Source organism: Synechococcus sp. BIOS-U3-1, assembly GCF_014279975.1.
Lineage (GTDB): Bacteria > Cyanobacteriota > Cyanobacteriia > PCC-6307 > Cyanobiaceae > Synechococcus_C.
This window is the reverse complement of sequence record NZ_CP047936.1, coordinates 1,442,880-1,459,472: the sequence shown is the minus strand read 5'-3', so window position 1 is coordinate 1,459,472 and position 16,593 is coordinate 1,442,880. Positions and strand designations below refer to the sequence as shown.

Genomic DNA, 16,593 nt, shown 5'->3' with positions numbered 1-16,593 from the left:
TCTGCCCGACATCTTGCCCTTGATCCCCGGTCAATACTGGGCTCTGGTCGTGGTTTAACCTCCACATTCCGGTCGGAGTCCTGCCGACTTCGCTGCGTCCTGTTCATGATGGCTCCGGTTTGCATCAGCGCTCCGGCCAAGATCAATTTGCATCTCGAGGTGCTGGGCCTGCGGGACGACGGGTTTCACGAACTCGCCATGGTGATGCAGAGCATTGATCTCACCGATGAGCTCGAGTGCGAGAACACCGCAGACGGGATGCTGTCCCTCAGCTGTAATCAGTCCGGACTCAGTTGCGGAGACGACAACTTGATCATGCGGGCGGCAAGGCTGCTGCGTGAGCGATCCGGATTCGGGGAGTTGGGTGCGCGAATGCATCTGAACAAGCGAATTCCCATAGGCGCCGGTCTCGCAGGGGGGTCCAGTGATGGGGCAGCAGCATTGGTTGGACTGAACACGCTGTGGGGTCTCGGCCTCGGCGCATCCCAGCTCGAGAGCCTTGCTGCTGATCTCGGCTCCGATATGCCGTTTTGTATCGCCGGCGGCACCCAGCTTTGTTTCGGACGCGGCGAACGGCTTGAGGTTCTGCCTGAAGTCTCTGTGCCGATGGGCGTTCTGCTGGTGAAGGATCCATCCATCAGCGTGTCGACGCCGTGGGCCTACGCCGAATGCAAACGAGAGCGTTTTCATCACTATCTCGTCGGTGAGTCAGCCTTTGAGCAACGTCGTGAGGCGTTGCGCACCTCCGCGTGGCTGCGTCCCTTACAAATCGAAGCTCCGCCGCCGTTACGCAATGACCTTCAGGCGGTGGTGGCTCCGCAGAATTCCTCAGTGCGAAAGGCGCTGGAGCTCCTAGAGTCATTGCCAGGGCACTTGCGAGTGGGCATGAGTGGTTCGGGACCGAGCTGCTTTGCTCTTTTCCCAGACTTCACCACCGCTGAACAGGCAAGTCAGCGTTCTGCGGAGCTGTTTGAAGCGGAGGGCCTGCACGCCTGGTGTTGTTCACTGCTCCCACATGGCGTCAAGCTGGCGGCATGAGTGACAGCAATACAGCCTCGGCGAAACCCCGTAAAGGACCTCTGAGTTTCCTTTCCGGATCCGTTACCAGTCTGGTTCTGGCCTGGGTGAGTTTCGGCTTGAGCAAAAAAGTCGTGATCTATCTCGCGACACACTCTTCGAACTTCAGCAGCGCTACTGCGCAGAACATCGCGTCTGCCATGAAGACCTTGTTCATTGGCATGTGTTTTCTGGCCACATTCAGCTTTGCCTTCATAGGGATTGGTTTGTTCTTGGTGTTTCTTCGCAGTCTTTTCATGAAAGACAACCTGGACGCTGCCTAGCCTCAGCTGAGAGCTATTGCCGACATGACCCTTCACGATCTCGGTCAGCTGGTGTTGCTGTTGTCTCCCGGCCTGCTTCTTTCGGTGCTGCTGCTGGCGACCTTCGCCGCCGGGGGCTGATGAATTTACCTGGACTGAGATAGCTTGGCCGCTAACGCCGGCATGGCCGGGATTGCAGCAACGCCGTGGCAGGGACGCTTCTCTTTAACGCACTTCGCGAAGCCATCGATGAGGAAATGGCCCGTGATCCTCACGTTTGTGTGATGGGAGAGGACGTTGGCCATTACGGCGGCTCCTACAAAGTCACCAAAGATCTTTGCGAGAAATACGGCGAACTCAGGGTGCTCGATACCCCGATTGCTGAGAACAGTTTCACTGGCATGGCCGTGGGTGCAGCGATGACCGGCCTGAGGCCGATCGTGGAGGGCATGAACATGGGATTCCTGCTGCTGGCCTTCAATCAAATCTCCAACAACATGGGGATGTTGCGCTACACGAGCGGCGGCAATTTCACCATCCCAACAGTGGTTCGGGGGCCTGGCGGTGTCGGTCGACAGCTGGGAGCCGAGCACAGTCAGCGACTTGAGGCTTATTTCCACGCCGTACCAGGCATCAAGATCGTGGCCTGCAGCACGCCGACCAATGCAAAAGGCCTAATGAAAGCCGCGATCCGCGACAACAATCCGGTTTTGTTCTTCGAGCATGTACTCCTCTACAACCTCACCGAGGAGCTTCCGGACGGTGACTACACCTGTGCACTCGATCAGGCGGATCTGGTCAAGGAGGGCAGTGACATCACGATCCTCACTTATTCACGGATGCGGCATCACTGCCTCAAGGCTGTTGAGCAACTCGAAGCTGACGGAATCAGCGTTGAACTGATCGATCTGATCAGCCTCAAGCCCTTTGATATGGAGACGATTGCCCGGTCGATCCGTAAGACCCACAAAGTGATTGTGGTGGAAGAGTGCATGAAGACCGGCGGTATCGGTGCTGAGCTGATCGCTTTGATTACCGAGCACTGCTTCGATGATCTCGATGCACGGCCGATTCGGCTGTCGAGCCAGGATATTCCCACTCCCTACAACGGCAATCTCGAAAATCTGACCATCATTCAGCCGCACCAGATTGTGGAAGCGGCTCAGACCATTGTTCGTCAGGGGCTCTGATTGATGGCCCGCCAACAGGGCTGGTTTGCCCTCATTCTTGCGCTCGCCATCGCGGCAGCAGCAGTTCTTTCCAGTTTCCCACTCCAGCTCGGGCTTGATTTGCGTGGGGGCAGTCAGCTCACACTTGAGGTCCAGCCTGCAGGAGAGATCACCACCATCGGCGCAGAACAGATGGAAGCGGTGAAGGCCGTGCTCGATCGCCGCGTCAACGGTCTCGGTGTGGCTGAATCAACTTTGCAGACCGTGGGCGACGACCAACTGGTTCTACAGCTTCCCGGCGTCACTGATCCCACTCGGGCTGCCGATGTTCTTGGTAGTACCGCTCTACTTGAGTTCAGGGCGCAGAAGGAAGGAACGCAGGAGGAAGTGGATAGTTTGCGCCAGCTGAGAGCCCAGCTGCTCAGTCTGCTGGCCACGCGTTCAGCGGATGAGGCGCCTGAGCTCGACCCCGTCGAGCAAGACGAGCTCGCGAAACGTCAGCAAGAACTGGGTCTTGATGGAACTGCCGAGACGGAGACGGAACAACTGGAACAGTTGTTGGCGCGAACCAATCAGGAAATTCTTGATCGATTTGAACCCACTGCCTTCACAGGCAAACAACTGATCAGTGCAGGGCGTCAGCAACAACAGAGCGGCTCTGGCTGGGAAGTGACACTGAATTTCAATGCTGAGGGTGGCGAGAAATTCGCTGAACTCACCCAGTCGATTGCCGGAACAGGGCGCCTGCTCGGCATCGTTCTCGATGGTGAACTGATCAGTGAAGCCAGTGTTGGACCCCAGTACAAAGCCGCCGGAATTTCAGGAGGTACTGCGTCAATCTCTGGCAACTTCACGGCAGAAGATGCCCGTGACCTCGAAGTTCAGCTGCGGGGAGGTTCGTTGCCCTTGCCGGTTGAAATCCTTGAAGTGCGCACCATCGGACCATCCCTTGGTGCAGAGAACGTGCGTCGCAGCCTGATCGCCGCCCTTTCAGGTCTTGTATTGGTTGGCATTTTTATGTTGCTGATCTATCGACTCGCAGGCGCTGTCGCGGTGATGGCCCTCAGCCTCTACGCACTCTTCAACCTTGCGGTCTACGCCCTGATTCCTGTCACGCTGACGCTGCCTGGCATCGCTGGGTTCATCCTCAGCATTGGCATGGCGGTGGATGCCAATGTGCTGATTTTCGAGCGTATTAAGGACGAACTCCGTCGCGGCAACACCCTGATCCGTTCGATTGAAACGGGTTTCTCTGAGGCGTTTTCATCGATTGTGGATGGCCACCTGACCACATTGATTAGTTGTGCCGCTCTCTTCTTCCTCGGCACCGGTCTGGTGAAGGGCTTCGCGGCGACGCTCGGCATCGGTGTTCTGCTGAGCCTCTTCACGGCTCTGACCTGTACACGCACGCTGTTGCGCTTTCTGATGAGCTATCAGGGCTTGCGGCGTCCGACAAATTTCCTGCCAGCAAGGCAACTCCCTACGACAGCGTCCTGAGCCATGGCTTTCAATTCACCTGGAACTGAAGAGCGACCTCTGCGCTTGCCACTGACCACCCGGCGACGGCAGGTCTGGCTGGTATCGGCTGTCTGTGTGCTGCTGAGTCTGCTGGGGATCGTGCGCAGCTGGACCGATCCTCAGATTGGTCTGCCTCTGAGGCCGGGGCTTGATTTCACAGGAGGAACCCAGATTCAGCTGGAGCGCAGCTGTTCGGAATCCTGTGACCAGCTCAGAACCAGTGCTGTCGAGGATGCGCTTCAACAGGTCAATCTTCCAATTCAGGATGGAAAGCCACTGCCCAAGCTGGAGAATGCTCGGGTTCAGCTCCTCGATCGAGGACAGTCGATTGTGTTGCGCATGCCAGCGCTCTCTGCGGGCCAGGGGCAGGCTGTCATTGAAGCGCTTGTGCCGGTTGCCGGTCCGTTTCAGACGGGTGGTCAATCAGTCGACACCATTGGCCCCAGCCTTGGTGGACAGCTGTTGCGCAGCAGTCTGATTTCGCTGCTGGTTGCTTTCGCGGGCATTGCTCTCTACATCACTGTTCGCTACGACCCTCGTTACGCCTTTCTGGCCTTGGTGGCCCTGGCTCATGACGTCGTGATTGTCTGCGGCATTTTTGCTTGGCTCGGACTCGCTACCGGACTGGAGGTTGACAGCCTTTTTGCTGTTGCCTTGCTCACTATCGCCGGCTATTCCGTGAATGACACGGTTGTCGTTTTCGACAGAATTCGCGAGCGCCAGCGCATGGACGCTGACCTTCCTCTCTCTATGCAGATTGACCGTGCTGTTTCAGCCACGCTGACCAGAACGATTTACACCAGTGGGACCACACTTCTCCCCTTGGTTGCCCTCATCTTGTTCGGGGGGTCAACCCTCTACTGGTTTGCCATTGCTCTGGCACTTGGTGTGATCGTTGGCAGCTGGTCCAGCATTGCCCTGGCTCCATCTCTTTTGAGCATCTGGCCATCTCGGTCCGGTGCAGCTGCCAGTGCCTGATCGCGCAGCGAGAGGATCAGGCCGCTCCCAGCGCTGGATACCGCTGCTGTTGCTCCTACTGGCTTTGAGTGATCTCAGAACGGAATTGCGACTGTTGGCGGATCAGGTGACCCTGACGGCTCTGATCTTCACCGTGCGCCATCACCTGCTCGCCGTGGTGGTGCTGGTGTTGCAACCTTCACTCTGGAGTCATTACGGCCCGCCTCGTCGGAGCGTCAGTAGCGAAACTGTCGATACGCCTTAATCCCCAGAGATTTCTGCTGTTCAGGGCTGAGTTCTGCATCCCTGGCAACGTCGAATTCAATGCAGTTGAAGCGTTGATAAGAGCTCACAGGATTGCATTTTCGTCTGGGGTGTTGACTGGCCTGAACACGAATATCCTCAACTACTTTTGTGGCGGGAACACTGCCGGAATCACCCGCCTCCGTTGCGGTCGAATCCTTCTTTGGTGGTAACTGCTGAAAGGAACAAAGCTCTTTGGCGAGATCCGTTGCGGCTTGATCAAGACAGGTTCCGTAGTCCGCCTCGATCCTGGCTCTGCGCTTTTCATCAGCCAGAAGCTCGAGTTTGCGCCGTTCCTGGCGGGTGAGGGGAATGGTCCTCCGAACGCGTCGTGTCGTTGTCACGACGAACTTGCCTCCCTCTTGGACCCAGCGGTTGGCTTCCTGCTCGGCCTGCGCTTGCGATGAATAGGAGGGGCGAAGCTCCTGATGCTCGACGCTGCCACTGTTTTGACGCAGGTTGGCATAGAAAAAACCGGCGTAAATCAGTAGGCCCAGTACTCCGCTCCCGGCGACCGTTGCAAACACACTCAGGGAGGAGGGTCGATCCAGGGATCCCGCTCAGAAGCCGTTGAAAACTAGCAGTGTCCTTTTGGCGTCTGTAGTGCTGACAGGTTTTGCTGTCACGGTTTTGCCTATTCTGCCGGCATCGTGAGCACGAACCGCTATGTCGCTTGATCTGGACGCCAAGAAGACACTGTTGCGGAAAATTCCCCATGGGTTGTTCATCTGTGGCGTCGCCGAGGGTGATGAAGTGAACGGATTTACCGCTAGCTGGGTCACGCAGGGATCGTTCGAGCCGCCTCTGGTGGTCATGGGTGTGCGTGCCGATAGCACCAGCAACGGCATGATCAAGCGCACACGTCGTTTTTCTTTGAACGTGCTGGCCGCCGACCAGAAGAATCTGGCTGCGACTTTCTTTAAGCCCCAGTCTGCAGTGGGTGGCCGTTTTGAGGCCGCACCCTTTGAGCTCGGCTCACTTGGGTTACCGCTCCTGAAGGACGCACTGGGTGGTGTTGAGTGCGAACTGGTGGGTGAGCTTGCTCACGGAGATCACACCGTATTCATCGGTGAGGTGAAGACAGCGGTGCTGCACCGCGATGGCGATGCGCTTGAACTCAGTACCACCGGATGGCAATACGGCGGTTAATCGCTCTTGTTATGTCCAGCGGTCCATGATCTGCTTGACCACAACCTGCTCCATTCCCACCTGAAGCACCACCACAAGTGGCAGCGCCAGCAACACGCCAGGAAGTCCCAGCAGAGCGCCCAGGCTCAGCTGGGAGGTGAGGGCCACCGTTGGCAGCAGATTGACAGTCCGCCTGAGCAACAGCGGTGTGAGAACAAAGGCTTCCAGGTTCTGCAGTGCCAGCCGTAGCACTAACACCTGAAGCATTGTTCCTGGGGAGATCATCAGCGCCAGACTGAGAGGGAGAACTGTTGCTGCTGTGGGCCCAATCGTGGGTACGAAGGTCAACAACCCACAGACCAAAGCAGAGAGCAGCGCTAAGGGAATGCCCAGAACCGCTAGGCCTGCCCAGGTGCAAAGAAACATCGCCAGGGCAGAGAGGGTCATGCCAGCCAGCCAGCCACCCAGAGCGGTGCGGCACTGATCCAACACATCCTCCATGGATGCGCGTGCTGGACGCGGTGTTGCAGCGATCACCATGCGTCTGTGTGCCGAGGGGTCCAGGACAAGAAGCACGGCCAGAAGACTCATCAGCAGCACTTGAACCAGACCGTTGGCCGCTCCGCCAGCTACGCCGAGCAATTGAAATCCGAAGGGTTGAATACGCTCCCAACTGAACTGGTCGGGCAGGCTTTGCGCTAGTTCTCCAAGCAAGGGTTGATTGGATAGCGAGGTCTGAACTTTTCGGAAAAGCGCAGGCAGAAGGGTCGTGAGCTGTTCGAACTGGTTGATCAACTGAGGCAGCAGCAGCTGCATGGCCAGTAGTCCTCCAACCATTGCGATCAGCAGCACCACAAGCAATGCGATTGGACGGGGTAGCCGGTAGTGCTTGATCAAATGGTGAACGGGGACGTCCAGGGCTACAGCCAGGACCACTGCACCGAACAGCACCAGCAGGACCCAGCGCAGCTGCCAGGTCAGCAGAGCAAGCACCACAAGGGTGAGAGCTGCCAGCAGATTGCTTGGGTTCATGCGGTCGCGCGACGCTTCTTCCAGGGGTCCAACAGGTCATGGATCACGATTTCTCTGATCAACACCTGCATGACGACCGCCAGAGGCAGAGCCATCAACAGACCGAGTGGTCCAAATAGCACCGTAAAAATGAACTGAGCCGTCAGAGTGAGGCCAGGAAGCAGGTTCACCTGGTGTTGCATCACCGAAGGAGTGATGACGTAGCTCTCAACGTTCTGGATCACCACGTAGAGACCGAGGACTGCAACTGCCTTCCAGGGAGCGTCAAGCAGAGCTACAGACATTGGAAACACGGTGCTTAGGGTGGGCCCCAAATTGGGAATGACGTTGAGCAATCCAGCCAGCAGAGCGTTGGCCATCACTAATTTCACGCCAAGCAGGGATAATCCGATTCCAGCCAACAGCCCCACGCACAGCGAACTGATCAGCACACCAATCATCCAGCTGCTCAGGGCTTCCCCACATTGCAAAAGGATATTTTTGGCGCGTCTTCGGTAAAAGGAAGGCACCAATTGAATCGCCACATTGCGATAGGACTCCGGCTGAATCGCCACCATCAGGGCCACCGCAATCACAAACACCAGCTGAATCAGCCCGCTGCCCAGATTGCTGGCAAGGCCCAGCAAACCCTTGATTCCACCACTCACTCCGGAAGCTAAAGCCGTGCTGTTGGGGAGTGATGACAGGTCACCAGGAACGAGCCGAGCACGGTCACCAGCTGAAGCACCTGCTCCATAAACAACTGATGAAGCATGGTTGACCCAGCCCAACACGATCTGTTGGAGCTCGCGAGCAGCAGCAGGAAGCTGCTGAAGCAACTGTTGAAACTGACTAAAGAACGGCGGAATGATGACGGCCACCGCGATGGTCACGATCAACACCAGACCAAGTAGGCAGATGATCAGGGCCAATGGCCTCTGAATCGTCCAACGCCTGCGCAGCGCGCCGACCAAAGTGCATACCGCCATGGCGAGAACCACAGCGGCGAACAGATGAATCAGAACTTCGCGGAGGTTCCAGAGCAGCAACCCAGACGCCAGCAATGCCGCAAGTCCGAGCCAGTGCTGAAATTTCACCCGTCTGTTCCTTCCTCACTGGCGTCATTGTCGCCGGAATTCTGGGAATAACCCATGCCGTTTGAATCCGCATAACGTTGCGCAAAGCGCATAAAGCGTTCGAAATCCGCTTCGCTTTTCCAGGTGTAGGTGGCTTCCAGAGCAAAAGCCTTGCCGTTCACAAAACGGCCATTCACTTCACGGGTCACCATTTCACCCTCTTCGTCCACCATCCACATTCCGGCAATCGCTTCCATCGTTTCTGGTGCGAGTGCCTGCGGTTCCTCGAAAATGAAGATGGCCTGCCCGGTACGACCATCCCGGCTGCGCGTCATGCGGATGTCTGGAATTACCGGCTCGTCTGTGCCGCGGAAGAACTGAATCGCCGCCTTGCCACCTTCTGACATGGTTCATCAACTTGAAGGTGTGGATCTTAGGTCGAGATCCCAGGGATGACGTGCCCTTGATCCAGAAGCAATCTGGCTGCTTGTTTGCTGTCGAGTCCTTGGAGATTCACCGAGGATCTTGCCGGAGAACGCTCAAGTTCTCGGTCATAACAGCTGTCGTAGTAGTTGAGCATCGCTTCGCAGGCCACATCCCACTTCTGGGCATCGATTGCTTCAATCGCCTGACGGGTGCGCTGGGGACCAAGCCGTTTCTGTATCCGTTCTGTTGCTTGCCGTAGTTCAGCCTGCTCATGACACGAGTAGACCTTCACAAGTCGCTCCACCCGCTCCTGGTCACTCCGCTGAATTTCCAGGACCGGAGACGTTTGCATCTGATCAAATAATCCTTTGGGAATCCTGCAGCGGCCTACCTGGATGCTTTCGGCTTCCAGCCAGATCTCCTGAACTCTTTTGTGACGCAGCCTCTCCAGGCATTCCGCGAGTTTGTTTTCGTAGTGCTCGCTTGTGGGTTGTGGCGGCAGCCCCAGATTGCCGAAACTGCTGCCGCGGTGACTGGCGAGACCCTCAAGATCAATCACGCCAACGCCTTGTTGGTGCAGTTCCAGAAGCAGATCGGTCTTGCCAGTACCTGTTCTGCCACCGAGCACCCTCAATGGCCAGACCTGGTCGAATCGATCCAGGACCCATCGGCGATAGCTCTTGTACCCGCCCTCAAGCACCATGACGGGGTGATCGCTCAGCCCAGCCAGCCAGCCCATGCTGTTGGACCGCATTCCTCCACGCCAGCAGTAAATCCTCAGGGGATTTGAGGGTCCAGCGGCAGCCACTGTCAGAGCAACCGACAACTCGGCCAGGGAGGGGCCGCAGAGCTTCAAGCCAAGTTGGATCGCGGCCAGCCGACCCTCTTGTTTGTAGTTCAGGCCTACTTGATGACGCTGATCATCGGTGAACAGTGGGATGTTGACAGCCCCTGGCCAGTGACCTTGAGCAAATTCCGAGGGTGTTCTCACATCCACGATGGTCCCCTTTGCTGTGCGGAAGTTGCTGAGACCGGTCACGATGCTGTTGCCCATGCCTGACATAGTGGGCCAATGCTGAGCCAGTCAGTGCCGGCACCTTGCCATGCTTTCCGGACGACCTCCCACCACACAACTCGGCATTGATCAGTTGCTGGATCGACTGGTTTCGGGATCACCTCGACAGAAGCGTTCCACAGCATCAGCGTTGGAAAAGGTTTCAGAAGAGCTTTCAGGAAAAGCTGATATTGCCCTCAAGGCCTATTCACCAGACAGTGACGACTGGGGAGCTGGCTGGATTTTGCAGATCCTCCAGCGTCACCACCCCGAGGCTCTGGACGCCATTCAGGGCGTCTCCGTCGGTTGGTTTCAGATGCCCTCTTCGCGCGGGATCGACTATTCGGATCTCCAGCGTGCATTGCTGAAGGAAGAGTTTGAGGAAGCTGATCGCCTGACAAGCTGCGCCCTGCGACAACTGGCCGGTGACCAGGCGGTGCAACGGGGATACGTTTATTTCAGCGAGGTCCGTCCGATGGAGGCACTGGATCTGACTACCATCGACAGGCTTTGGATTGCCTACTCCCAGGGTCGCTTCGGGTTCACGGTTCAAGCGCGACTGCTCAGCGCACTCGGCGGGCGTTACGACAGGCTCTGGCCAAAGATTGGCTGGAAGAATGATGGTGTCTGGACCCGTTATCCCGGCAGTTTTGAGTGGCGCATGGATGCGCCTGAAGGACACATGCCACTGGTCAACCAACTCAGGGGTGTGCGCCTGATGGATGCGCTGCTACAGCATCCTGGTCTGGCCAGCAGGTCCTGACTACTTTGGCTTTTCTGGCAGAACGCCGGCAGGCCGGTAATGTCGAAAAGGATGAAACAGTGCTGATGTTCAGCCGATTTCTACCTTCGTTCCGGTGGGCTGATTTCATCCTTCCGTCAACGTTTCAGCTCAGTCCATTAATGGAGCTGTTGCTGGAGCCTGTTGACTGCAATGAGACGTCGTGTCGTTTGCAGTTGGGTCTCCAGGAAGCGCTGGTGAATGCTGTGCGTCATGGCAATGCTGGAGATCCTCGCAAGTGCCTGAGAATCCGCCGCATTCTCACACCGAACTGGTTGATCTGGCAGATCCAAGATGAGGGTGATGGTCTATCAAGTGATGCACGACTGGGTTGTTTGCCGGATCAAGTTGATGCCAACCACGGGCGTGGTCTGTTTCTGATGCATCAATGTTTTGATGACATTCGCTGGAGCCGTCGTGGCAACAGGGTGCAGCTGGCCTGCCGACGGCCTGGATCCAGCCAATCGGCGATCAGTGCCGCGGGCAGCCAGGGTCTTTCAACTCTCCCCTGATCCAACCCAAAGCCTGCTTTGTTAAAGCTTCAACGTCATCATTGCGTCCGTTCTGGAGCAGTTGTGCAAGTGCTGCTGACAGCAATTCTGCTCCGCGTCGATCCGCATCTGACTTAAGTCTGTGCCATTCACGATCACTGATGCTGAGGCTCTGATGCAGAGTCAGGGCCTGCTCAATCGAGTGTTCTGGCCATTTTTTTGCGGACACGTTGGCGTTGGATCAGCGTGGTTTCTCTATCCTGACCGTTGTGATCGCTGGTGGTGGTGAACAGGCAGCTTCGCAGTCGAGGAGGTTTGCATGAACTGCGGTCTCTTCTCCGCTATCAGCCCAGATCTTGGGAGGGAAAAGATCGTCGCTCACTCCGACGCATGCAGCAGCGCCGGTTGTTGCGTCGATTGCTGGATGCAGACCCTGAAGTCTTTAATTGGCTCATCACACCTGAACGAGGTCGGCGATTCTGGAGAGCATTGCGCTGGGGTGGTCCAGCTTTGATCTTGGGGTGGTGGCTGACTCGCTGAGCCTCAGGCTGCCACCGCAGAGCTATCAACCACAACCAGTGAGTCGGGTGCTTCCTGAAGTGGTTCTTGAGCCTGAAACTGACCTTCATTTAGGGGTCGAGGTGTCTGGCCCTTGATCCAGGCCTGATAAAGAGCTCGACGACGACGATCTTCAGCAAGCACCAGACGATCCGCAGCCGCGGAGGGACTTTCCCCGGAATTCAATGCGGTGCGTAGGCAAATTCCAAAACCGTGAGCCTCGACCTGGACCTTGCCCTCCATGAAAACGATCTGAAAGGTCCATCCCCGCAACCAGCGGATCCGAAAAGGATTCGACATGGACGGAGTCCCTGAGTGATTGCACCATATGGGGTTGCAGAGCCCCTGCAAGCGTCTATGTCAGGGAATCACTGTGTTGAGGTGAATCTTCCTTTCTGGCCGTCCACACCCGCGTCATAAAATGAGATTCGGCTTGCACATCAATGAAGCCCGCATCTTCAAGGCGTTGATCAATGTCATCGCTGATGAAATTGCGGTAGTAGGGCTCGTGAAAGACTCTCCTGAAATTGTCCATGGCAACGTCGAACTGAGGAGAATCCTTCAGTTGCACTGAATCCGCCAAAACCAGAACTCCGCCCGGTTCAAGCAGTCGGAAACAGTCCTGCAGAACTGCTTGCCGGGCATCGGCAGGCAGTTCATGGAATAGGAACACGCAGGTGATCGCCTGGAAGCCGGCATCATCGAAAGGCATCCGTTCCGCGTTGCCTTGAACCAGCTGTACCAGTGGTCTGTTGGATTGATTCAACCAACGATTGGCCTGGCGTAGGTAAGCCTCAGAAAGATCTACGCCAACAAGAGTGGCTTGCGGCAGTGCAGCACGAATTTGATGCAATGTTCTGCCAGTGCCAGTGGCAACATCAAGGATGCGCAGGCTTCCCTGAGCACGACCATCGAATCGTTTCAGTCCCTTCTGCAGAGAAGGGAGTATCCGGCGACGCATGGCATCAGCAGCGCCATTAAACAAAATGTCGACCTGAAGGTCATAGAGCTCGGCGGAATGATCACTGAGATAACCATCGGTCTGGTGGTGAAAATTCTGAAGGTAATAATCCGGATAAAGATCTCGATTGGCCAGATCTGGAATGTCTTTGACGTCTCTGGCACGCCTTCTGGCCCAGTTGGAAGGAAGATCTAGCCACACACGTGGGTAGCGCTCAGCCCATTCCAGCCAGGGAATATCAAACAGCAGTGATTGGGGATAAACCCCGGACTCTGAATCCCGCCAGTCCCGCTCGTGCAGCTCGTCAAGCGACTGACGCAGCGCATCCATCATTTCGCTGGGGACAGGCTCCGTTTTGGGCACCACGTCAGGCGCCACCACTTCCATCACCTTGGTGCTCAGTTCCTTGTGAACCAGCCCAGCGAGGCTGCGCCCCTGCTGCATCGTCCGGTAAGCGATTTCAGTGAAACTGGGCGCCATGAAGGGACTGAGATCCAGGACGCCTCATTTCAATGGATTGGCAACCCTGCTGTGGGCTTTTGCCGCAGTGATCACGAAAGTTATGTGAAGCATCCATGAAAACGGTAGCCGTTGTTACAGAATTGGCTGAGGTACACCAGGAGCTCTCGATGGTTGTTGAGATCACCCCCGCCGGAACCACGGCGTCATATTCAGGCAACGTGCTGGAGCGGCGCCAGCGGGCGGCAGCTGAATTTCTGGCGTGGGCAGATCACCATGCCCACGAGGTGCTGAGGCAGCAAGCGGCAAGTGCTCAGGTTGAAGGCCATCCTGATCGCCTTGATCAACGCAGTGCGCTGGCGCAACAACAGGTGTGTGCTCGTCGCCGTCTTCATGCCAAGCAATTGCATGACAGTGCCATGGCTCAATTGAGGCACGGCTGAGACGTGAAGCCATACTTCGTGCCACCAGTGTGAGTTGGTGCACTGCGATTCAATTTTCAGAAACTAACTGAAGTAACTCTAGGCCTGTAACGACGGGCCTAGAGACTTTTTGATTCGTACTTTTCTCGTATCCATCTGAGCGATAATTGCAAAGAATGCTTGCTGATTGCCAGGCAAAAAATTAATTTGGTTCAGGCTTTTGGTTTGCCATCTGGATAAATAGTTAAGATATAATCATTGTGGCTGAAGCGAACTGATGCTTTAGTATTTTCTCGCTCATAGTTTTTGCCGTTGTTCGAATTGGGAAACACAAAGCTGTAATCCTTTGAATAAAAGTCAATAGTTGCATCATTGTTTTTTCCTGTCTTGTCTTCGAAGCTGCAGTCACCAGAAAGAATTGACTTTTCGGTTTCCGGCCATTCAAGCGAGCACCATGCAGTTTGTTGCGACGAGCAGGATGAAGCCGCGGATGCAACGAGTCCAATGACCGTGATAGCGAATAGCTTTTTCATTTTTAGTCCATTTTCAACTCAGATTACCTGCAAACTTGATGAACTTTGTTTCTGCATTGCGTCAGATTTACGACAAAGTCATACTGCGCGGTTCGCTTGAAATTTAAGAGATTTCAATTGATTCAAGTTAATGGCAAAGCCAGGCGAATGGGTCATAAAAATGTCCCCTTGCGGGGACAGTGATGAATGCATGATTCGGTTGAGAGATCTGTTACTTAATATTTATGGGCCAATGGATCATGCGTCGTAATACATCACAAATTCATGGGGGTGCGGACGCTGGCGAAGCTGCTGTACCTCTTCGTATTTCAGGTCAATCCAATTGTCGATGAAGTCCTTGGTGAAGACTCCGCCCTCTAGCAAATATTGGTGATCTGCGTTCAGGGCTTCGAGCGCCCCATTCAGGGATGCTGGAACAGTGGCAATTTTCTTGAGCTCCTCAGCAGCGAGTTCGAATAGGTCAACGTCCACTCCCTCGCCGGGGTCGATCTGATTCTTGATTCCGTCGATGCCAGCCATCATCATCGCGCTGAAGGCGATGTAGGGATTGGCCAGTGCGTCCCCGGAGCGGAATTCAAGCCGCTTGGCTTTTGGGCTGGGTCCCGTGAGTGGAATGCGAACGGCCGCAGAGCGGTTGCCTTCCGAATAAACCAGATTCACCGGGGCTTCAAAGCCTGGAACCAGTCGCTTGTAGCTGTTGGTCGTTGGGTTGGTGAAGGCCAGGAATGAGGGCGCATGCTTGAGGATGCCGCCGATGTACCAGCGTGCTGTCTGGGACAGATTTGCGTAGGTCCCTTCCCCGAAGAACAGAGGCTGACCATCTTTCCAAAGACTCTGATGCACGTGCATGCCTGATCCGTTGTCGTTGAAGACCGGCTTTGGCATGAAAGTGGCTGTCTTGCCGTACTTCTTGGCGACATTCCGCACGATGTACTTGTAGATCATCACGTTATCGGCGGCCTGAATCAGCTCGGCGAATTTCATACCCAGTTCGTGCTGACCTGCTCCTGCCACTTCGTGGTGGTGCTTTTCGATCGGAATGCCCAGTTGAGCCATCATCAGGAGCATTTCCGATCGGATGTCCTGGGCGGTGTCGTTCGGCGCGACGGGGAAATAACCCTCCTTGTCCTGAATCTTGTAGGCAAGGTTGCCGCCTTCTTCGATGCGGCCTGTGTTCCAGCCTGCTTCGATGGTGTCAACGCTGTAAAAAGATCCTCCCTCAGCAGAGTTGTAGCGAACGTCGTCGAATAGAAAAAACTCTGGTTCCGGTCCAAAGAACGCAGTGTCTGCGAGCCCCGTGCTGGCCAGGTAAGCCAGAGCTTTCTGGGCAAGAGCCCTAGGACACCGTTCGTAGGCATCTCCCGTGCGCGGATCCTGAATTGAGCAGATCATGCTCAGAGTTTTATGCCTGTAAAACGGATCGATCCAAGCGGTTGCCGGATCGGGCACCATCGCCATGTCGGAGGCGTTGATCGCTTTCCAGCCCCTGATTGAGGAGCCATCGAAGGCCAAGCCTTCTGTGAAGGATTCAGGCTCGATCAGGTCCTGGCAGACAGTCAGGTGCTGCCACTTACCGTGCAGGTCCGTGAACTTGAGGTCGATCAGTTCGATGCCTTCATCTTTGATCTGACGAAGCACGTCCTGGGCGGTTTTGGCCATGGCGGGGAATGGAGCCCATACAAATCGCCACGACCGTAGATATCGATCCGCAGCGGTTTTGTATCAACGGGCACCTTTTGGCTTTCCGTCTTCGTGGCTGCCTCTCTGAAGGCTCTTAGTAACCGTTTCTGTCAGATTGCCGTGATCGCCTTTGCTGGAGCAGGTTTCAACGCGTTGTCGGTGTTACCTTCCAACCAACGTGGACAGGGCTTGCATGCGCGATGCCATCACCGGACTGATCGGCCAGTACGACCAGCTGGGTCGCTATCTCGATCGTTCTGCGATTAATCGCATCGAGAGCTACTTCGACGAAGCCGAAGTGCGCGTCTTAGCTGTTGAAATCATCAACCGTGAAGCCTCGGATCTGGTGCGCGAGGCCAGTCAAAGGCTTTTTCAGGCGGACCCTGAGCTGTTGCTTCCCGGTGGAAATGCTTATACAACCCGTCGCTTGGCAGCTTGTCTGAGAGATATGGATTATTTCCTTCGCTATGCCAGCTACTCCTTGATCGCGGGCGATAGCACCATCCTCAACGAGCGGGTCTTGAACGGGCTGGACGATACCTACAAGTCTCTTGGTGTTCCTACTGGGCCGACCGTCAGGAGCATGGTGCTTCTTGCTGATGTCCTCTGTGAGCGCCTTCTGAACGAGGGTGTTCGTCAGGATCGCTGCGCACTTGTGCGTCAGCCGTTCGAGCACATGGCCTCTGGACTTGCCGCAAGTGATGTGCGTCAGCGCTGATTAAAAGTCTCCGAATCATTTCAAGCAGC

The 16,593-nt window shown here is 55.8% G+C and carries 22 protein-coding genes; 12 read left to right on the top strand and 10 right to left on the bottom strand.

Going from position 1 to position 16,593, the window contains the following annotated elements:
• Positions 1-105 precede the first annotated feature (105 nt).
• The 6 genes from ispE (at position 106) to SynBIOSU31_RS07645 (ending at position 5,228) form a co-directional block, all read left to right on the top strand.
• The gene (gene ispE / locus SynBIOSU31_RS07670) at positions 106-1,038 is read left to right on the top strand and encodes a 4-(cytidine 5'-diphospho)-2-C-methyl-D-erythritol kinase (RefSeq protein WP_186488932.1); all 933 of its coding nucleotides are present in this window, start codon (positions 106-108) and stop codon (positions 1,036-1,038) included.
• Positions 1,035-1,340, top strand: a complete 306-nt coding sequence (locus tag SynBIOSU31_RS07665; protein WP_186488931.1) for a DUF3082 domain-containing protein — start codon at positions 1,035-1,037, stop codon at positions 1,338-1,340. The genes ispE and SynBIOSU31_RS07665 overlap by 4 nt, the downstream gene beginning before the upstream one ends.
• Before the next feature lie 185 nt (positions 1,341-1,525).
• A complete protein-coding gene (locus SynBIOSU31_RS07660) occupies positions 1,526-2,509 on the top strand; it encodes a pyruvate dehydrogenase complex E1 component subunit beta (protein WP_186488930.1) in 984 nt (327 codons plus the stop codon).
• A 3-nt stretch (positions 2,510-2,512) separates the two neighbouring features.
• Complete coding sequence (secD, locus tag SynBIOSU31_RS07655) at positions 2,513-3,985, top strand: protein translocase subunit SecD (RefSeq protein WP_186488929.1); 1,473 nt, start codon at positions 2,513-2,515, stop codon at positions 3,983-3,985.
• A gap of 3 nt (positions 3,986-3,988) precedes the next feature.
• Positions 3,989-4,984, top strand: a complete 996-nt coding sequence (gene secF / locus SynBIOSU31_RS07650) for a protein translocase subunit SecF (RefSeq protein ID WP_186488928.1) — start codon at positions 3,989-3,991, stop codon at positions 4,982-4,984.
• Complete coding sequence (locus SynBIOSU31_RS07645) at positions 4,977-5,228, top strand: hypothetical protein (protein WP_186488927.1); 252 nt, start codon at positions 4,977-4,979, stop codon at positions 5,226-5,228. Before secF ends, SynBIOSU31_RS07645 begins: the two co-directional genes overlap by 8 nt.
• Here SynBIOSU31_RS07645 and SynBIOSU31_RS07640 read toward each other — a convergent pair.
• Entirely contained in the window at positions 5,200-5,793 is a 594-nt protein-coding gene (locus SynBIOSU31_RS07640) for a hypothetical protein (RefSeq protein WP_255477162.1), read from the bottom strand. The two genes, SynBIOSU31_RS07645 and SynBIOSU31_RS07640, sit on opposite strands and share 29 nt — an antisense overlap.
• Before the next feature lie 139 nt (positions 5,794-5,932).
• Here SynBIOSU31_RS07640 and SynBIOSU31_RS07635 point away from each other — a divergent pair, with 139 nt between their 5' ends.
• Entirely contained in the window at positions 5,933-6,415 is a 483-nt protein-coding gene (locus tag SynBIOSU31_RS07635) for a flavin reductase family protein (protein ID WP_186488925.1), read from the top strand.
• A 9-nt stretch (positions 6,416-6,424) separates the two neighbouring features.
• Here SynBIOSU31_RS07635 and SynBIOSU31_RS07630 read toward each other — a convergent pair whose 3' ends face one another.
• From SynBIOSU31_RS07630 to mnmH, 4 genes are read right to left on the bottom strand one after another with little or no spacing between them, the layout of a single operon-like run.
• The gene (locus SynBIOSU31_RS07630; protein WP_186488923.1) at positions 6,425-7,426 is read right to left on the bottom strand and encodes an AI-2E family transporter; all 1,002 of its coding nucleotides are present in this window, start codon (positions 7,424-7,426) and stop codon (positions 6,425-6,427) included.
• Complete coding sequence (locus SynBIOSU31_RS07625) at positions 7,423-8,502, bottom strand: AI-2E family transporter (RefSeq protein WP_186488921.1); 1,080 nt, start codon at positions 8,500-8,502, stop codon at positions 7,423-7,425. Before SynBIOSU31_RS07625 ends, SynBIOSU31_RS07630 begins: the two co-directional genes overlap by 4 nt.
• Positions 8,499-8,888, bottom strand: a complete 390-nt coding sequence (psb28, locus tag SynBIOSU31_RS07620) for a photosystem II reaction center protein Psb28 (RefSeq protein ID WP_186488919.1) — start codon at positions 8,886-8,888, stop codon at positions 8,499-8,501. The genes SynBIOSU31_RS07625 and psb28 overlap by 4 nt, the downstream gene beginning before the upstream one ends.
• Before the next feature lie 26 nt (positions 8,889-8,914).
• Positions 8,915-9,970 carry a tRNA 2-selenouridine(34) synthase MnmH gene (gene mnmH / locus SynBIOSU31_RS07615; protein ID WP_186488917.1) on the bottom strand — a complete coding sequence of 352 codons (1,056 nt, stop codon included), beginning with the start codon at positions 9,968-9,970 and terminating at the stop codon, positions 8,915-8,917.
• Positions 9,971-10,010: 40 nt separating this feature from the next.
• On the opposite strand from mnmH, the gene SynBIOSU31_RS07610 reads away from it, so the two are divergent.
• A complete protein-coding gene (locus SynBIOSU31_RS07610) occupies positions 10,011-10,724 on the top strand; it encodes a GUN4 domain-containing protein (RefSeq protein ID WP_186488915.1) in 714 nt (237 codons plus the stop codon).
• A gap of 65 nt (positions 10,725-10,789) precedes the next feature.
• Positions 10,790-11,254 (top strand): ATP-binding protein, encoded by a 465-nt coding sequence (locus tag SynBIOSU31_RS07605; RefSeq protein WP_186492925.1) that lies wholly within the window; start codon positions 10,790-10,792, stop codon positions 11,252-11,254.
• On the opposite strand, the gene SynBIOSU31_RS14595 is transcribed toward SynBIOSU31_RS07605, so the two are convergent.
• Positions 11,214-11,462 carry a DUF6439 family protein gene (locus tag SynBIOSU31_RS14595; protein WP_222930043.1) on the bottom strand — a complete coding sequence of 83 codons (249 nt, stop codon included), beginning with the start codon at positions 11,460-11,462 and terminating at the stop codon, positions 11,214-11,216. The genes SynBIOSU31_RS07605 and SynBIOSU31_RS14595 overlap by 41 nt on opposite strands.
• A gap of 53 nt (positions 11,463-11,515) precedes the next feature.
• Between SynBIOSU31_RS14595 and SynBIOSU31_RS07600 the strand changes: the two genes are divergently transcribed.
• The gene (locus tag SynBIOSU31_RS07600; protein WP_186488914.1) at positions 11,516-11,773 is read left to right on the top strand and encodes a hypothetical protein; all 258 of its coding nucleotides are present in this window, start codon (positions 11,516-11,518) and stop codon (positions 11,771-11,773) included.
• A 3-nt stretch (positions 11,774-11,776) separates the two neighbouring features.
• Here SynBIOSU31_RS07600 and SynBIOSU31_RS07595 read toward each other — a convergent pair whose 3' ends face one another.
• Positions 11,777-12,091: a copper-binding protein gene (locus SynBIOSU31_RS07595; protein WP_186488913.1), complete on the bottom strand. Its 315-nt coding sequence runs from the start codon at positions 12,089-12,091 to the stop codon at positions 11,777-11,779.
• A gap of 55 nt (positions 12,092-12,146) precedes the next feature.
• Positions 12,147-13,232 carry a class I SAM-dependent methyltransferase gene (locus tag SynBIOSU31_RS07590; protein WP_186488912.1) on the bottom strand — a complete coding sequence of 362 codons (1,086 nt, stop codon included), beginning with the start codon at positions 13,230-13,232 and terminating at the stop codon, positions 12,147-12,149.
• Between the two features lie 95 nt (positions 13,233-13,327).
• Between SynBIOSU31_RS07590 and SynBIOSU31_RS07585 the strand changes: the two genes are divergently transcribed.
• A complete protein-coding gene (locus SynBIOSU31_RS07585; protein ID WP_255477161.1) occupies positions 13,328-13,654 on the top strand; it encodes a hypothetical protein in 327 nt (108 codons plus the stop codon).
• Between the two features lie 191 nt (positions 13,655-13,845).
• Here the strand turns inward: SynBIOSU31_RS07585 and SynBIOSU31_RS07580 are convergent, their stop codons facing one another.
• Together SynBIOSU31_RS07580 and glnA are read right to left on the bottom strand one after the other, a co-directional pair.
• On the bottom strand, positions 13,846-14,166 hold the full coding sequence (locus SynBIOSU31_RS07580) for a hypothetical protein (protein ID WP_186488911.1): 321 nt from the start codon (positions 14,164-14,166) through the stop codon (positions 13,846-13,848).
• Positions 14,167-14,403: 237 nt separating this feature from the next.
• Positions 14,404-15,825: a type I glutamate--ammonia ligase gene (gene glnA, locus SynBIOSU31_RS07575; RefSeq protein ID WP_186488910.1), complete on the bottom strand. Its 1,422-nt coding sequence runs from the start codon at positions 15,823-15,825 to the stop codon at positions 14,404-14,406.
• A 214-nt stretch (positions 15,826-16,039) separates the two neighbouring features.
• Here glnA and SynBIOSU31_RS07570 point away from each other — a divergent pair, with 214 nt between their 5' ends.
• Positions 16,040-16,564 (top strand): allophycocyanin subunit beta, encoded by a 525-nt coding sequence (locus tag SynBIOSU31_RS07570; protein ID WP_186488909.1) that lies wholly within the window; start codon positions 16,040-16,042, stop codon positions 16,562-16,564.
• Positions 16,565-16,593: the final 29 nt, after the last annotated feature.

Coding starts and splice junctions, on each gene's coding strand:
- SynBIOSU31_RS07605 (WP_186492925.1), top strand. CDS start 10,790: ATGTTCAGCCGATTTCTACCTTCGTTCCGGTGGGCTGATTTCATCCTT.
- SynBIOSU31_RS07585 (WP_255477161.1), top strand. CDS start 13,328: ATGAAAACGGTAGCCGTTGTTACAGAATTGGCTGAGGTACACCAGGAG.
- secF (WP_186488928.1), top strand. CDS start 3,989: ATGGCTTTCAATTCACCTGGAACTGAAGAGCGACCTCTGCGCTTGCCA.
- mnmH (WP_186488917.1), bottom strand. CDS start 9,970: ATGTCAGGCATGGGCAACAGCATCGTGACCGGTCTCAGCAACTTCCGC.
- psb28 (WP_186488919.1), bottom strand. CDS start 8,888: ATGTCAGAAGGTGGCAAGGCGGCGATTCAGTTCTTCCGCGGCACAGAC.
- SynBIOSU31_RS07665 (WP_186488931.1), top strand. CDS start 1,035: ATGAGTGACAGCAATACAGCCTCGGCGAAACCCCGTAAAGGACCTCTG.
- SynBIOSU31_RS07635 (WP_186488925.1), top strand. CDS start 5,933: ATGTCGCTTGATCTGGACGCCAAGAAGACACTGTTGCGGAAAATTCCC.
- SynBIOSU31_RS07590 (WP_186488912.1), bottom strand. CDS start 13,232: ATGGCGCCCAGTTTCACTGAAATCGCTTACCGGACGATGCAGCAGGGG.
- glnA (WP_186488910.1), bottom strand. CDS start 15,825: ATGGCCAAAACCGCCCAGGACGTGCTTCGTCAGATCAAAGATGAAGGC.
- SynBIOSU31_RS07610 (WP_186488915.1), top strand. CDS start 10,011: ATGCTTTCCGGACGACCTCCCACCACACAACTCGGCATTGATCAGTTG.
- SynBIOSU31_RS07630 (WP_186488923.1), bottom strand. CDS start 7,426: ATGAACCCAAGCAATCTGCTGGCAGCTCTCACCCTTGTGGTGCTTGCT.
- SynBIOSU31_RS07570 (WP_186488909.1), top strand. CDS start 16,040: ATGCGCGATGCCATCACCGGACTGATCGGCCAGTACGACCAGCTGGGT.
- SynBIOSU31_RS07595 (WP_186488913.1), bottom strand. CDS start 12,091: ATGTCGAATCCTTTTCGGATCCGCTGGTTGCGGGGATGGACCTTTCAG.
- secD (WP_186488929.1), top strand. CDS start 2,513: ATGGCCCGCCAACAGGGCTGGTTTGCCCTCATTCTTGCGCTCGCCATC.
- ispE (WP_186488932.1), top strand. CDS start 106: ATGATGGCTCCGGTTTGCATCAGCGCTCCGGCCAAGATCAATTTGCAT.
- SynBIOSU31_RS07580 (WP_186488911.1), bottom strand. CDS start 14,166: ATGAAAAAGCTATTCGCTATCACGGTCATTGGACTCGTTGCATCCGCG.